Here is a 15132-nt window from a genome sequence, read left to right on the forward strand (position 1 = left end):
AAACCTTTTTATAAAACTATTTACTATAAATTATTTACCTATTAATTCTACAGTTTCCTTAGCTATCATTAATTCCTCATTTGTTGGAACAACATATGCTTTAATTTTTGAATCAGCTTGTGATATTTCTGCAAGTTTTCCTCTAACTTTATTTTTTTCTTTATCTAAAGTTAATCCTAAGAATTCTAGATCTTTTAAACACTCTTCTCTAGTTTCAGGTGAATTTTCACCTACACCAGCAGTAAATACTATTACATCTACACCACCCATATTTACTATAAATGAACCTATTTCAGCTCTTATTCTATAGTGGAATATGTCTAATGCTAATTGTGCACGCTTGTCCCCTGTTGAAGCGGCATCTTCTATATCTCTAAAATCTGAACTAACTCCTGATATTCCTAAAACTCCTGATTTTTTATTTAAGGATTCAGAAACCTCTTCTATAGTATATCCACATTCCTCAACTAAAAAAGGAATTATTGAAGGATCTATATTACCTGATCTAGTTCCCATTGGAATCCCAGCAAGTGGAGTGAATCCCATAGTTGTATCTATACACTCTCCACCTTTTATTGCTGATATACTTGCACCATTTCCTAGGTGGCATGTAATTATTTTTAAATCTTTTATATCTTTTCCCATAGTTTCTGCAACCTTATGAGATACATATTTATGTGAAGTTCCATGGAATCCATATTTTCTAATTTTATGATCTTTATATAAAGCATAATCTATTGCATATATATAAGCTTTTTCTGGTAATGTTCCATGAAAGGCTGTATCAAATACAGCTACCATTTCTTTATTTGGCATAAGACTTTGACATGCTCTTATTCCAATTATATTTGCTGGATTATGTAGTGGAGCTAATTTACTACACTCTTCTAAGTATTTTATAACTTCTTCATTTATGATTATTGAAGAAGAGTATCTTTCTCCCCCATGAACTACTCTATGACCTACTGCTGTAATTTCATCAATAGATTCAATAACTCCAACCTTTGAATCCACTAAAGTGTTTAGAACTATATCTATAGCCTCTTTATGATCTTTTATTTCTTTTTCTAATATATATTTTTCTCTCAATTCATTTTTTTGGACTAATCTAGATTGATCAAGTCCTATTCTCTCAACTATACCCTCTATGATATCCTTTTCATTAGCCATATCAATTAATTTATATTTTAATGATGAACTTCCACAATTAATTATAAGTATTTTCATTTTTATCCCTCTCCTAATCTCAGTTAAATTGATTTAAACCTTTAACCCATGCCAATCTTAAGATAAATTTTATATTCTAATCTAATATATTTCAACCTTAAACATAAAAAGATTTTGTAAATATTTTCGCAAAATTATTTTATTTCAAAGAAAATAATATAATAACTCCAAATTAGGAATTTTATGTAACAAATTACTTCATAATCACTTTATTAATAATAAAAATAACTTCTATTTTTTTATAAATACTTCTATTAATAACCATATAAATAATTTTACAAGATTTATTTTGAAAACCTATTATCTAAAACTAATAATAAATATATAAATCTCTTTTACCAAATTTAAAATCTTTTTAAATATTAAATCAAAAGAGCTTATTTATTAAGCTCTTTTGATTTTAATTTAACTTCTCTCTATTTTAACCTTGCTTCCACCTATTCCTGCCTCTGCCGGTGTTAATATAAGCTTAACTGGAACTCTGTTTTTTATAGATTCAACGTGGCTTATTATACCTACAGATAGTCTTTCGTGATGAAGTCTTTCTAAGGAACTCATAACCACATCTAAAAGATTATCATCTAAAGTTCCAAAGCCCTCATCTAAGAAGAATAATTCTAAAGGGGCTGTTCCTTTTAACTGAATTTGTGATGAAAGTGATAATGCTAAGGCTAAGGAAGCTAGGAAGGTTTCTCCCCCTGAAAGAGTTGAGGCATCTCTCTCTGCACCTCCATTTTTATAATCTCTTATTATAAACTTACCATTTTCATCAACCTCTAATCCATAAACTCCATTAGTTATATCCTTAAGCTTTTTAGAGGCCTCTATGGATATATATTTTAATTGATTTGCTGCAATAAATTCTACAAACTTCTTTCCTTTAAACAATTTTTCTAAATCACTTAAAAGAGCAAGCTTATGTTCTTGTTTAGCTTTAATATGAAGTATATCCCTTTGTTCTTCAAGTTTTTTCTTTATAGACTCACTTTCAGTAACAAGTCTAATTTTTATTTCTTCAACTTCCTTTAATTCTTTTTCAGTATTATTTTTCTCCTGAAGAACCCTTGTCCATTCTTCTTCTGTTAAACTCTTTCCATTTAACTTTTTAATTAATAATTCTATATTTGCCCTAACCTTAATAAAGTTATTATGGTATTCTTCAATTAATATTTTTAATTTTTCCTTTTCATCCTTAAATAAAATCCCCCCTTTAACCTCTAATATTGTCTTAAATCCTTCTTCCTCTAAAGCTAAGTTTACTTTTTTCTCCTCATTTTCTTTTCTAAGATTTAATGAATTTACTCTTTCCTTAGTAACAGCCATCTCTTGATTCATATTATTAAAGGCTTTTTCTAGTTTTTCTTTTTCCTCACTTAGATTTAAATAAGCCTTTTCTATATAATCAATCTCTAATTGTAAATCTTCTAATAAGCCTTTTATATCTATTTTTTCAATAGGTAAAGCTTCATCAATTAAGCCCTTTAAAGCTCCTTTAATCATTCTTTCCTTTTCTCTATAAACTTCTACTTTACCATCTAACAAGGATTTTTGACTTAAGTAATTCTCCTTTAATTCATCTCTTTTTTCTCTTAATTCATCCTTTATCTTATTTGATTCCTCTAACTGAGTTCTTAATATTCTAATCTCTTTCTCTAATAGATTTTTTTCTTTCTCTTTTTTTAATATCAACTCATTTTCTAGTTTAATATCCTCAATCTTTAGTTCATTTTTTATGGAATTAAGCTCAGAAATTTTTAATTTTAACTCCTTATCTAATTCTTTTACCTTTGAAGCTATTTCTTTCTCTCTAACTATTTTTTCACATAAAATAACCTCAGCCTTATTGAAGATATTTTCTAAATTATTTTTCTCTTCCTTTAATTTTTCTAAATTTTTTTCTAGATTTTCTTTTTTAAGATTAAACTCCTCTATTTTATCTTTTAAGGTATTAAACTCTTCTTCTAAGGATTTTAATCTTTCCTCATTAACTTCTCCTACTTCTTCTATGGAAATATTTAATTCCTCAATTTTCTTATTTTCATATTCTAAAGTAGCTTCTATTTTTGAGAACTCTAAAATAAGCTCTTTTAGTTTTTCTTCCTTACTTTCTAATAAAGTTGTTTTTTGATTTGATTCATCTAAATTAATTTTCTCAACCTTATTAAGTTCATGGTGAGTTGATCCACAAACTGGACAACACTCCCCGTCTACTAAATTCTCTCTAAGTTTATGAGCTAATTCTTCAACCTTAACCTTATTTATATACTCCTTAAGCTCTCTTACCTCTTTTTCTAATAATAATTTTTGATTTTCAAAACCTTTAAGTTTTTCTTCAAAGTTATTTTTAGTCTTTAAGGACTCTTCTAAAGAATTTTTTATCTCTTTATATTTATTAAGCTTCTCTCTATACTCTCCAAGTTTTATTTGTTTTTCTAAAATAGAATTACTATCCCCTGGTGTTTCCTTTAAAAGACTTTCTAGTTTGTCCCTTGTCTTACCTAAACTTTCTATCTTAACTTTTAAATCCTTCTCTGACTTTTCTTTATCCTCTGTAAGCTCTTTTATATATCTCTTTAATTCAGCCTCTTCACTCTTTATCTCATTAAATTGTTTATCTAAACTTTCATAAGAATTTAAAATAAATAATCCACTATTAATCTTATTTTTAAATTCTTCATGGATAAAAAGCTCTTCTTTTCTCTCTTCCTTCTCTTTTAATTCTTCATTTAATCTCTTTTCATTTTCTTCTATAGAATTTAATTTAGTATCACATTTACTTCTATCCTCAAAAATCTTCTTGCAAGCTTCCTTTAATTTAACCCCATCAGCCTTTATTTGAAAAAGTATCTCTCTTTCCTTTTGGCTTTCTAATAACTTTTCCTTCTTTAATCTTAAGTCAGGTAATTTTTCTTCCTTCTTTTTAGCAACCTCTTCAAACTTTAGCTTATTTTCTTCTCTTAAATTTATAAGTTCCTCTAATTTCTTATTTAACTCACTAAATTTTAAATCCTCTTTATTTATTTCCTTTAAAATATCTTCAAGATTATTTATAAATACTATTACCTTATCCGCCTTATTTGAAATTTCAACCCTTTCTTTAAAAGATTTTATTTCCTCACTTCTACTTACTAAACTCTCTTCTTCAATTCTTTTGTCATAAAGTTCTTTTTGAGTATTCCAAACTTTTTCCGCTTCCTCAAATTCTTTTTTTATCTTATTTAATAACTCTTCTTTACTTTTAATACTTAAGTTGATTTCCTTAATTTCTTCTTCCTTTGCTTTTAAAGCTTCTTCGCTAATTCCCTCATATCCCTTTAATTGTCCTTCTAAGACATTCATCTTATCTTTTTCTTTTCTTATTTCAAAACTAAGCTTACTAGAAAGATCATCACCATATTTTCTAAGATTAAATAATCTCTCAAGCATATTTCTTCTCTCTTTTCCTTCTAGCTTAAGAAATTCACTAAACTTTCCTTGTGGAAGAACAACAGTCCTCATAAAATCATCTAATTTTAGCCCTATAATCTCCTCACACTTTGAAGTTACAGCCTTTGCCTTTTCCTCTAGTACATTTTCAACTCCGCCTGTTATATCAATTATCTTTGAACTTTTATTTCTTATTCCGCCACTTTTATTATCTCTTTTAAATTCCCTATCAACTCTATACCTTTTTACTTCATTACCTGTTATTTGAAACTCATAACTTACATAGACACCATCACAGTTAGTATTTATATAGTTTGAGCTTTTTCTTGCAATATCACCATATAAAGCAAGGGTTATTCCATCTAGAATTGTAGATTTTCCACTTCCAGTAGGTCCAAAAATACCAAAAAGCCCTCTCTCTGTTAACTTATCAAATTCAACAACTTGCTTATCTATAAAACTATTTAATCCCTTAACCTCTAGCCTAATTGGTTTCATTTTCTTCATCCCCTTCCTCTTTAACTATATTAAGTAAAAGCTCTAATAAATCTTCCTCTGGCTTAACCCCTCTTTCCTTTTCATAAAAGTCAGTGAATAATTCTTCAAAAGATTTTTCTGAAAAACTTCTTTCATCATTCTCCTCTTCATCTAGTGTTATCTTAGGAATAATTTCAATAATATCCCCTTTAAGCTTCTTCATGGCCTTTATTTCATCTTCTCTTATATATCTATCTGTTTTTATTTCTAAATAAACCCAACATTCTCTATCTTTATTTTCTTCACATTTGTAAATGGCTTCATCTATGCTATCACACTTCCAAACTTCTATAGGCTTGTACACATCAAATTTTATTTCATCTATATTTGCTTCCTCATTTGCTTTAACATCTACAATAAAACACTTTTTTTCAAAGCTTATTTCTTTTTTATTATATTGAAGTGGTGAACCTGCATATCTTATCTTTTTATTAGTTCCTGGTATAATCATAGGCTTGTGTATATGTCCTAAAGCAATATATTGGGCTTCTTCTGGGAAACATTCCTTATCAACAATGAAACTTCCTCCAAGCTCTATATTTCTCTCTGAACCAGTATTTTCTGCTCCCGTTGCAAAAAGGTGAGATACTACTAGGTTAATTGTATCTTCTTTAAAATTTCCTTTAAGAGAATCAAATAAAAGCTTTATTCTATCACTATAACTTTTTATTCTCTCACAAGTTTCATCCATTGCACCATATAAAACTTCATTTAATCTCTTTTCACTTGGATATGGAACAGTTAATATTACAGACTTTTCTCCATTTATATCTAATTCAATAAATCCTTCTCCTGAATTTAAAACTTTATTTCTTCCATATTCCCCTACTTCAACTATACTCTTAGGAGTTCCAACCATCACTATACCATGTTCTCTTGCTAAGGGACCTGCAGCCACTAATCTTTCTGGATTATCATGGTTCCCTGAAATAACTAAAGTCATCCTCTCTCCATTAGCTGATATCTTTTTTAAGGTATCATAAAACATTTTTTCTGCCCTAGCTGGAGGATTACTAGAATCATATACATCCCCTGCTATAATAACTAAATCTATATTATTATCCTTTACTATGTGAACAAAATCCTCTAAAAATCGTTCTTGCTCATCCATACGACTTAATCCTTCTAAATTTTTTCCTAAATGCCAATCAGCAGTGTGAAGTATCCTCATTCCGCATCTCTCCTAACACCTTTTTAAATTTATAGAAACTTTCCTCTTTACATAAGATTATTTCTAACTTTAATCCTTATAAACATTATACTAAACCCTATTTATATTTAATAAGATTTTGATAAATATTTTATAGCATAAATTGCTATTTTAAATTTATATTTTTTATAAAATTCTAGTATTTTTATTAATAATAATTATTCTCAAATAATTATTAGCTTAACTTTCAAAAAAATATATATTTTATTATCAAATTGTATAAAAAATAATTATTTTATGAACCTAATTCGTAAAATATCTTATTTGATGATGATATTTTTAAGTAGTATATTAAATTTATAAAAGAGATATTAAAACTTTAACATATTAAAATTTTGAATAGATTTACGAGGTGATTTTAATGAACTCATTTATGATGGATATAAAAAACAATAGTAACGATTTACATGCTGTAGCTGAAAAAACAGGATTCTTAAAAAGATTATTAGAAGGAAAAGCTTCTACTGAAAGCTACGCTGAATATCTTTATAATCTTTACGAAGTTTATAACGCAATAGAAGTTAACTTAGAAAAATGCAAAGATAACAAAGTAGTTAAAGACTTTGTACTTCCTGAAATTTATCGTGCTGAAGCTATACTTAAAGATTTAAAATTCTTATTAGGAGAAAACTTAAATACAATGAAACCATTAGCTTCTACAAGAGCTTACGTTGCTAGAATAAATGAAATAGGCGAAACTGCTCCTGAACTTTTAGTAGCACATGCTTATACTAGATATCTTGCAGATTTATTTGGTGGAAGAACAATCTATGGTATGGTAAAAGATTTATATAAAATAGATGAAGAAGGATTAAATTACTACAAATATGAAACTTTAAGTGATGGACCTGAAATGAAAGGTTTCGTTATGAACTATCATAATAAACTTAACAATATTGAATTAAATGAAGAAATGAAAGAAAGATTCATAAATGAAGTTGCTAATTCTTATGTTTATAACATAGCAATTTCAAATGAATTAGACTTTATAAGATTTAATAGATAATTTATACTCCTAAAAATATATTAGAAAAAGGGATTATATCAAAAACTTAAATATAAAACTTATAAACATCTTGAGAATTATTAAATTGAAAATCTATAGTGCTTACTCCCAATGTTATATAATCTATAGAATGGCTTGAATCTCATAATTTCTTAAGATACATTTTAGAAGTTTTGTTAAGAAGTTACTTTGGTATAAGCCCTTTTTTATATGACTTTATCCTTTAATTTCATATTTCTTTTAATATAAATACTATATAAAATTAGAGCTATGGAGTATCCATAGCTCTTTCCCTAGTAATGCCACCCCATAGTTCTGCCCAAAACTATGGTTTTTATAAGGTCTTTTCACCTTATATACTTCCCTAATTTTAAAATTTATAAACATAAATTCATTATTATTTTTAATAGTTAATTTATTTACTAAAGAAATTTAATTTTTAGCATAGTATATGTTACTAAAGCATACCTTATTATCTATGGACATACCTTCTTTTTAGTTGATATTTGTCGAAAGAAAATTTATAATATATTTTGCTTTAGTAATAAGTAATAATTTATAGGAGGTTTATTGATGAAGTTTGATCTTAGTAAGATGTACGAGAAGCTTTTATCTTGGATTACAACTAATGGCTTTAAATTAGTAATTGGTTTAATTCTACTTTATATTGGATGGAAAATTATCAATAAAGTAATTAAGATTTTAGCTAATATAATGAAAAGTAGAAATGTAGATCCTACATTAACATCATTTGCAGAAGCTTTTTCAGAGGTGTCTCTAAAAGTTCTTCTAGTTATAACCCTAATGAGTTATGTTGGATTTGATATAGCTGGACTAGCAGCTCTTATAGCTTCAGCAGGTTTAGCAGTTGGACTTGCCTTACAAGGAAGTTTATCTAATTTTGCTGGTGGAGTAATAATTCTTTTATTAAGACCTTTTAGAGTTAATGATTTTATAGAAGCCTCAGGATATTCTGGAACTGTTGAAAGAATAACTGTGTTCTATACTCATCTAGTAACGCCAGATAACAAGGAAATACTTATTCCAAATGGTACACTAGCTAATGGAAGTCTTATAAACTATTCATCAAAGGATACTAGAAGAGTTGATTTAGTATTTAGCGTTGGATATGATGACGACATAATCAAAGTTAAAAATGTTCTTTGGGATATTATAAATAAAAATGAGTTAATTTTAAAAACACCTGAAGCATTTGTAGGTATAAGCCAACATGCTGCAAGCTCTATAGATTTTACTGTTAGAGTTTGGACTAAACAAGAAGATTATTGGAAGGTTCATTTTAGCTTATTAGAGGAAGTTAAATTAAGATTTGATGAGGAAAACATAACTATTCCATATCCTCAAATGGATGTAACCTTAACTAAATAAAATATAATAAAACAATAAAAAGCCTAAATTAAATGAACAAATAAACACATTTAATTTAGGCTTTTATCAATCCTACCACACTAAATCTTAAATAATTATCTTAATTTTATAATAACGTTTTCAAGCGCTTTTGTCAATATCTTTTTCAAAATATTGACAAAAATTATTTTAAATATTTTTAATATAAATATTCATCTTCTATATAATTAGTTAAATTATAATTGCTTAAAATATTATTATTACTATCTAAAACATCTTTATTATTAATATAAAACTCTAAATTTTCTTTGCTAATTATATTAAAGTTTAAATCAGCAAAGTACCATATCTCTTTGTCATCTTCACCGAAATAACTACTTACAGGCATTTCAACAAATTTATAATATATATTTTTATTTATATAATATGGTTTTTCAACATCAAATATTAAGCAAGTATCTTCAAAAAATCTTTTTGAGGTTCTTATAGGTTTTAAAATATATCCCTTTTTATTGCTAAAATCCTTATTTTTATCTAAAGGAAGCTTTTTAGATTTTCTAAACTGAATATAGTATTCCTTACCTGCTGACTCAATACTACGAACATCTGGTGAAAATTCATTATTTTCTAAATAAATATTTAGAAGCTCTACTTTCTTTTGATCTACACTTAAATCCTCTAAATTCTTTATTGGTTTATCCCTAAAGCTATCCTTATTTGAATCTATGCTATTTTCTATTTCTAATATATCTTCTTGAACATTTTTATCTTTTAAATCAAGGTTTTCTTCTTTTATTATATTAAGCATAATTTCTGCATTTACTAAATCTCCATGATTAATATAAGTTTTTGCCTGAAACACCTTAGCTTCTAATCCCTTAACTCTCTTATGCTTAAATTCCTCTATTCCAAAAACTGATATTCCAGCAACCAAAACACCTATTATTCCTACAGCTAGGAATCTTTTCATCTTTATCCCTCACTTATCTACTTTGTATCTTTCTATATTTTTTATTACTTCTTAATCTCTAATTCTCTTCAAACCTCAAAATTTTATTATAATATCCTAATTGTTCACTTTCAATAGTTCTGTTTATTACAACAAATTGTATATAAAAATAATACAATAACACTTTTCAAAATTAAAATAAAATTATTAAACCACTTATTTAATCCTTAAGATTTTTTTCATAATATCTCTAATTATCTATTTGTTATATATCTCTACAAAATTTATTATATTAGAAAAAAAGTTATATTTATATAACTAAATTTGTGTTATAATTAAGTAAAATTTATAGATAATGCTAATTAAACTAAGAACTTTCAAAAATTGTTCTTTTTCACCTTTATGAGAATTGTAACAAAATTTATTTGTCCAAATAATAATATAGTATGTAGAAGTTAGCATAATTTATAAATTTAAAGCTGGTATAAAAATACCAGCTTTTTTATTTAGCAAAATCAAAGTTATCTTCTTTAAACTTTTCCATAAGTTTATTGCTGTTACTTATTAGTCTATTTAACTTTTCATTTTCAACTGAATTTTCTTTTAAATCAACTCTTATGTCTTCTAAGCCACTCTCTTTATCTGCCAATATTTTTTCTAATTCTCTTATGGTTAAAAGCTCATTTTCAAAAACTCCAGACTCCTTGGCCTCTTCAATAAGCTTTTCTTCTAAAACTTTTATATTTTTACTTATTTCTAATTTATTTAGTTTGTACTTCCATGTATCTAATGAGAAAAAGTTTTTAATAATACCCCTATCCTTAAGACTATGCTCTTCTGACACCTCTATGAGATTTTTTTGATTAACAGCCCTTTTATACTCTTCATAAGAATTAAAGGATTTAATCTCCTCAGACTGAAGAGCCTTCTCTTTAAACATATCCCATTGAGATTTTATAGCATTTTCAGTATTATCTTTTTCAGCTACGAATTTTCTCTCATTTGTTAATAATAACTCCCTTGCCTCTTGCACTTCCTTAAGATTTTTTTCTAAGTTATTTTTTTCTGAAAGTATTTTATCATATTTCTCTTTTTCTTCTAACCAAGCTTGAACTAACTGATTATAGTATATTTTTTCTCTTCTTTCTTTTCTTAATATTTTATTTGATATGCTTATTTCCATTACAAAAATAGGCACTAAATTCTCTCTTGAAATTTTAAACTCCTTTAAAAGAACTACTAATAATAAAGGACCTATATACGCTCTTAACATATCATGTCTAGTTCTAAATTCATAAAAATCAAAATCTTTTTGAAAGGCTACATAAATTGAAAAAACTGATCTTATAACAAATTCAGAGCTCTCACTTATTCCACAGTCTAAGGCAGCTTTTAAAAACTCTACTTGATTTAATCTTATATTTTCCTTAATTGCCCCCTCAGATATATCTGTAAAATTCATCTTATTTAATATGATTTTTCTCTCATCTAAAGGTATTGTTCTTAAAACTTCATAAATTATATCAGAAACCTTGTCTTTGTTATCCTCTTCATGATTTATTTCAGCTGACAAACTATTCATTATTACTATTAAGTAATAATTTATTATAGCCTCTAATTTATATACCTTCCCATTAAATCCATTACGGCTTTCAATTATAAAATAAGCCTTCTCAACTATACTATCTAAAGATTTATCAAAGGTTTCCTTATCTGCAACTGAGGCCACTGGCGTATTAGTAAGCTTTAATAAAATATAATATAACTTTAATTTTAAAATCCCGTCAGAATATTTTTTTAAGTCCTCTACCTCTTTTTCAATAAACTTTAAAAATTCTTTCCTTTGAGATTTTAAAAATATACTTTTAGATTTATTTAAGAAAATACTTCCTAAACTTAAACTCTTCAAAAAGGCATAGACAACCCTAAGTTCATATCCTTGTAAGGATAAAAACCCCTTATAAAAGTCTGGATATTTATTATTATTTTCTTCAGCAGATTGATCCTTCTCTATATAAGTAGTAAGTTTAACTTGAAGTTCTTTAAAACTATTTAAAACTTCCTGAAGCTCTAACTCTTTCTTCTCTAGTTTTTCTGTAAGCTCCTTCTTTTCTTCCTTAACATTTCTTAAAAGTTCCTCAAGCTCTTCTTGCTTTTTTTCATCATCACTATTAGTTTTTATTTGTTTTTCTAGACTTATAATAAATTTTTCCTTATTTTCAAGGACCTTTTTATCTATTGCTAAGTCACATTCACTCTCTTTTATGCTTTCTGGAGTAATGAAACTATAATCTGCCTCTAAGCTCATCTCTTTAGTTACATTTTTTAAGTACCATATTAAAATTTCATGCACTTTCTTTAGTGCTAATAATGTACTATTTTCTTCTAAATTGCTATCAATTTCTTTATTAGCACTTTTCTCCCCTTTAATTCTTATATATTCCCCATACTCAATTATCCAACTTGGAACATATTCTTTTAAATTATTTAAGGTGCTCTTAAAATTAGCTTCTTTATCTCTATTTATTTCATATTTTTCTTCAAGCTTAATTAATAAGTCTTCCACAACCATTCTTAAAGCGATATATGTTAAAGCTGCATGGGTCTCCCATGCCTTTTCAGCATTTTTCAATAAATCATAATAGCTTTCAATACTTGTTTTTAATATAAAATCAAAATTTGTACTTTTTTTACTCTCCATACTTTCCCCTCTAAGCATATATATTGTTTAATGCTTGTTATCTTTAAATAAATCAAAAATACCTTTTAATAATACTTGAGCTTTTTTGTCTTCAAGCTTTTTAAATTTATTATTAATGTATTTTTTATTAGCCTCAACTTTAAGATTAACAAAATCTATATCTTTTTTAATCTCTTCAGTAACAGTTTTATGTTTTATTATGTAAATATATTCTTCATAGCATAAATTTAAGTTAGAAAATGATTTTTTAATTATAAGTATTAGAGCTACTATTAAAACCACTCCTAATACTGAAATCACTCTAGCCATATTATTATAATGCTGATTATAATTGCTAATTAAACTTGCTATAAAATCACTAGACATTATACTGTTTAAATTTTCTATAGCTATTAATATTGCAAATATTATAAAATAAATTATTCCTAAATACTTAACTCTTGTATATACTAACCTTTCAAAGTTACTTTTCTCCTCAATATTAATATTTATGTTATCTATAGATGACATAATTTCTCTTATTCCTGACAATATAAAAATCATAGCTATTATGCACATAACATATACATCTAATGATTTAGAAAGTCCATATGCACTTCCAAAAAATTTATAACTTATTACTCCTAGTGTGGTATATCCTATTATAATTTTAAAGTCACCTAGTATAAATTTCTCTTTTATAATTTTTATCTTTGTTATAACAAATATGACAACTATGGCTATTATAAACTTAACTATAACTTCTCTATATAAAAATATCTCATTAAATATAATTTCAAATAAATTTTTATTATTTATTTTAGAATTCATTCTCCCTAAGGTATCTATTAAAATAAATAACATTGGAATTAACATTATTAATAGGGATACTTCCTTATAATTATTAAAGTTCTTTCTTTCCATTGCCATGGTAACACCTCCATTCACAGTTATTTTATAAATATTTTGTGAATTCCTTATTATATTATATACCTTTAATTTTTAGGTTAAAACATTTAAAATATAAAAAAGTTATGAAATAATTACATATCTCATAACTTTTAAAATATTAATATACAATACTATAATTATTTAAAGTTCCAATTAATATACCATCTAAATAAATATCTCCATTCTTCTTTATAAATCCTCTTCTTCCTTCTATATATATAGCTCCACTTGGTTTTAAAATTCCTGCATACCTACCATCTAAATATACACAACCATTAGTGTCTACTAAGCCTCTTCTATTGTTTAAATAAAACTCCTTAATACACGCTTTTTCTCTCCTTAACATATATAACCTCCATTATATACTTCTTGTTGTAAGATTATATTATTCTTTAAGATTAAATATTACAAAAAAGGCTTAGAAAAACTTTTCTAAGCCTTAATAACTATTTATTATCTATAATTATATCCTTTGGTTCTATATCCTTAATATCTTTAATCTTTCTATAGAAAGTAAGATCTCCATTAAATAAAAATTTGCTGACAATACTTTTATTTATTAATACCATCATAAGAAGTGGTAAACATACTCCAATTATAGTAAACATTATATACCCATAATTAAATACATCCATAAATAAAGTTGCAACTTGTTTATGTAAATACATTATTACAAGAGAGTTAGCTCCAATTATAGTAAATAATTTCTTATACTTAAACTTACTAATCTGATAACTTAAGGAAAGTATAAAAATTGTTATGGTAACTGGCATTAATATATCAAAAATAGGATCCTTATAGTAAGAGTATTTTATATTTAAGTAATAGTATATTCCAATACTACTATTTAGTATAAACATAGCTACTACCCCTATACTTGATAAAATTAATGTAGAAGTTTCTTTAAACACCCTTTGTATATTTAATTTAGTTATATAGTATCCTAATGCATAGTATGGCAATGTTATTAAAACAGTATCTAAATTCCAAAATACAAATTGATTTTCAGTTATATCAGTTACACTTGATGGTATAAAACTCATAGAATATATGTGAGCTAATATATAACTTAATATACACACAAAAGCTAACTTCTTAGATGTTAATCTCTTATTTAATTGATCAAATACTACCTTTGTAACAAACATTACAGGTATAAACCAAAATACTCCCCATGTGGCCTTTCCACCATATGCATATTTGATAATTTCATGTATTAAATCACCTAAGGAAAAATTCCCATGATAATACATAATATAATTAAAACTAATATCTATTAATGAAAATATAGCATAAGGAACAAAAAACTTTATTGCTTGCTCCTTTATGTTCATTCCTCTTTTATATAACATTCCACTTATTATAAAAAAGGCTGGCATGTGAAACCAATAAAGATAATAAGCATTTTCAAAAGGCGAATGACATAATACAACACTTATTATAAGAAGTCCCTTTGCAATGTCTAAATAATCTAATCTTTTCCTTTGTTTTAAAACAGTATTCATATTACTTCTCCTAATTTAATCATTAATATAATGTAGCTATTACCCTATATTTATATTTCCCATAATTTATATAAATATGAAGATATCTTAAAAAATTATAATTTTAAAATACTCAATTAATCTTTTATCATATCTAATATAATACTTTTATATTTTAAATATGATTTAAACTTAATATGAATTTATAATTAAATATATAAATTTTATAATTAAAAACAACTTAATATTACACTATTTTTAATTATATTGTATTTTTAATATTATATTTTTAAC

At 25.9% G+C, this 15132-nt stretch carries 10 protein-coding genes; 2 read left to right on the forward strand and 8 right to left on the reverse strand.

Going from position 1 to position 15132, the window contains the following annotated elements; genetic code table 11:
* Window positions 1–30: 30 nt before the first annotated feature.
* The 3 genes from I6G60_RS00465 to I6G60_RS00475 all read right to left on the reverse strand — a co-directional run bounded on the left by I6G60_RS00465 (window position 31) and on the right by I6G60_RS00475 (window position 6361).
* Window positions 31–1227, reverse strand: coding sequence for an acetate kinase (locus tag I6G60_RS00465; RefSeq protein ID WP_003458278.1), 1197 nt, complete (start codon window positions 1225–1227; stop codon window positions 31–33).
* Between the two features lie 405 nt (window positions 1228–1632).
* Complete coding sequence (locus I6G60_RS00470) at window positions 1633–5151, reverse strand: AAA family ATPase (RefSeq protein ID WP_096071792.1); 3519 nt, start codon at window positions 5149–5151, stop codon at window positions 1633–1635.
* Window positions 5138–6361 carry an exonuclease SbcCD subunit D gene (locus I6G60_RS00475; RefSeq protein ID WP_197925508.1) on the reverse strand — a complete coding sequence of 408 codons (1224 nt, stop codon included), beginning with the start codon at window positions 6359–6361 and terminating at the stop codon, window positions 5138–5140. Before I6G60_RS00475 ends, I6G60_RS00470 begins: the two co-directional genes overlap by 14 nt.
* A 400-nt stretch (window positions 6362–6761) precedes the next feature.
* Here I6G60_RS00475 and I6G60_RS00480 point away from each other — a divergent pair, with 400 nt between their 5' ends.
* Together I6G60_RS00480 and I6G60_RS00485 are read left to right on the forward strand one after the other, a co-directional pair.
* Window positions 6762–7406: a biliverdin-producing heme oxygenase gene (locus I6G60_RS00480; RefSeq protein ID WP_003458341.1), complete on the forward strand. Its 645-nt coding sequence runs from the start codon at window positions 6762–6764 to the stop codon at window positions 7404–7406.
* A 573-nt stretch (window positions 7407–7979) separates the two neighbouring features.
* Window positions 7980–8795 (forward strand): mechanosensitive ion channel family protein, encoded by an 816-nt coding sequence (locus I6G60_RS00485; RefSeq protein WP_003458319.1) that lies wholly within the window; start codon window positions 7980–7982, stop codon window positions 8793–8795.
* A gap of 178 nt (window positions 8796–8973) precedes the next feature.
* On the opposite strand, the gene I6G60_RS00490 is transcribed toward I6G60_RS00485, so the two are convergent.
* From I6G60_RS00490 to I6G60_RS00510, 5 genes are all read right to left on the reverse strand, one after another.
* Window positions 8974–9744 carry a hypothetical protein gene (locus I6G60_RS00490; RefSeq protein WP_197925510.1) on the reverse strand — a complete coding sequence of 257 codons (771 nt, stop codon included), beginning with the start codon at window positions 9742–9744 and terminating at the stop codon, window positions 8974–8976.
* A 481-nt stretch (window positions 9745–10225) separates the two neighbouring features.
* Window positions 10226–12424, reverse strand: a complete 2199-nt coding sequence (locus I6G60_RS00495; protein WP_197925512.1) for a hypothetical protein — start codon at window positions 12422–12424, stop codon at window positions 10226–10228.
* Window positions 12425–12451: 27 nt separating this feature from the next.
* Complete coding sequence (locus I6G60_RS00500) at window positions 12452–13333, reverse strand: hypothetical protein (protein WP_197925514.1); 882 nt, start codon at window positions 13331–13333, stop codon at window positions 12452–12454.
* 139 nt (window positions 13334–13472) lie between these two features.
* Window positions 13473–13700, reverse strand: a complete 228-nt coding sequence (locus I6G60_RS00505; protein WP_003458280.1) for a hypothetical protein — start codon at window positions 13698–13700, stop codon at window positions 13473–13475.
* Window positions 13701–13800: 100 nt separating this feature from the next.
* On the reverse strand, window positions 13801–14859 hold the full coding sequence (locus I6G60_RS00510) for an acyltransferase family protein (RefSeq protein WP_003474645.1): 1059 nt from the start codon (window positions 14857–14859) through the stop codon (window positions 13801–13803).
* Window positions 14860–15132: the final 273 nt, after the last annotated feature.

Origin of the sequence: Clostridium perfringens, from assembly GCF_016027375.1 — a bacterium.
GTDB classification, from domain to species: domain Bacteria; phylum Bacillota; class Clostridia; order Clostridiales; family Clostridiaceae; genus Sarcina; species Sarcina perfringens.

What these genes read in the sequence shown, in the direction of transcription:
- I6G60_RS00465 (WP_003458278.1), bottom strand. Translation starts at nt 1,227, where the DNA reads ATGAAAATACTTATAATTAATTGTGGAAGTTCATCATTAAAATATAAA.
- I6G60_RS00470 (WP_096071792.1), bottom strand. Translation starts at nt 5,151, where the DNA reads ATGAAACCAATTAGGCTAGAGGTTAAGGGATTAAATAGTTTTATAGAT.
- I6G60_RS00475 (WP_197925508.1), bottom strand. Translation starts at nt 6,361, where the DNA reads ATGAGGATACTTCACACTGCTGATTGGCATTTAGGAAAAAATTTAGAA.
- I6G60_RS00480 (WP_003458341.1), top strand. Translation starts at nt 6,762, where the DNA reads ATGAACTCATTTATGATGGATATAAAAAACAATAGTAACGATTTACAT.
- I6G60_RS00485 (WP_003458319.1), top strand. Translation starts at nt 7,980, where the DNA reads ATGAAGTTTGATCTTAGTAAGATGTACGAGAAGCTTTTATCTTGGATT.
- I6G60_RS00490 (WP_197925510.1), bottom strand. Translation starts at nt 9,744, where the DNA reads ATGAAAAGATTCCTAGCTGTAGGAATAATAGGTGTTTTGGTTGCTGGA.
- I6G60_RS00495 (WP_197925512.1), bottom strand. Translation starts at nt 12,424, where the DNA reads ATGGAGAGTAAAAAAAGTACAAATTTTGATTTTATATTAAAAACAAGT.
- I6G60_RS00500 (WP_197925514.1), bottom strand. Translation starts at nt 13,333, where the DNA reads ATGGCAATGGAAAGAAAGAACTTTAATAATTATAAGGAAGTATCCCTA.
- I6G60_RS00505 (WP_003458280.1), bottom strand. Translation starts at nt 13,700, where the DNA reads ATGTTAAGGAGAGAAAAAGCGTGTATTAAGGAGTTTTATTTAAACAAT.
- I6G60_RS00510 (WP_003474645.1), bottom strand. Translation starts at nt 14,859, where the DNA reads ATGAATACTGTTTTAAAACAAAGGAAAAGATTAGATTATTTAGACATT.